General features: G+C 59.0%; 1 protein-coding gene. It reads left to right on the forward strand.

Translation table 11 applies throughout. The annotated features are described in order from the left end of the window. Positions 1–876, forward strand: an 876-nt coding sequence (locus K6M89_RS30500; protein ID WP_281424335.1) for a nitrogenase component 1, incomplete at both ends; no start/stop codon positions are given.

An 876-nucleotide genomic window follows, 5' to 3' on the forward strand; every position in this document is an offset into this window, starting at 1 on the left:
CGCTGCGAGGGCTTCCGCGGCGTCTCGCAATCGCTCGGCCACCACATCGCCAACGACGCCATCCGTGACTGGGTTTTCGACAAGAACGAAGTCGAGTTTGAGACCGGCCCTTACGATGTCAACGTCGTCGGCGACTACAATATCGGTGGCGACGCGTGGGCTACGCGCATTCTATTGGAGGAGGTGGGGCTGCGCGTGGTCGGCAACTGGTCGGGTGATGCCACGCTCGCTGAGGTCGAGCGCGCGCCAAAGGCCAAGCTGAACCTCATCCACTGCTACCGCTCGATGAACTACATCTGTCGGCACATGGAGGAAAAATACGGCATCCCGTGGATGGAATACAATTTCTTTGGTCCGTCCCAGATCGAAACCTCCCTGCGCGAAATAGCCAAGCACTTCGGTCCGGAAATCGTCGACAAGACCGAGGCTGTCATCACCAAGTACCGGCCCCTGGTCGATGCTGTCGTCGACAAGTACCGGCCGCGCCTCGAAGGCAAGACGGTGATGCTCTATGTCGGCGGCCTGCGTCCTCGCCACGTCATCACGGCCTATGAGGACCTCGGCATGCGGATCGTCGGCACCGGCTACGAGTTCGCCCACAACGACGACTATCAGCGCACCGGCCATTATGTGAACAAGGGTACGCTGATCTATGACGACGTGACCGGTTACGAGCTGGAAAAGTTCATCGAAGGCATCCGCCCCGACCTTGTTGGGTCCGGCATTAAAGAGAAGTATCCGGTGCAGAAGATGGGCATCCCCTTCCGCCAGATGCACTCCTGGGATTATTCCGGCCCGTATCACGGCTATGACGGCTTCGCCATATTCGCCCGCGACATGGATCTGGCCATCAATAATCCGGTGTGGGATCTCTAC

Source organism: Rhizobium croatiense, assembly GCF_019793465.1.
In the GTDB taxonomy this organism is placed as follows: domain Bacteria; phylum Pseudomonadota; class Alphaproteobacteria; order Rhizobiales; family Rhizobiaceae; genus Rhizobium; species Rhizobium croatiense.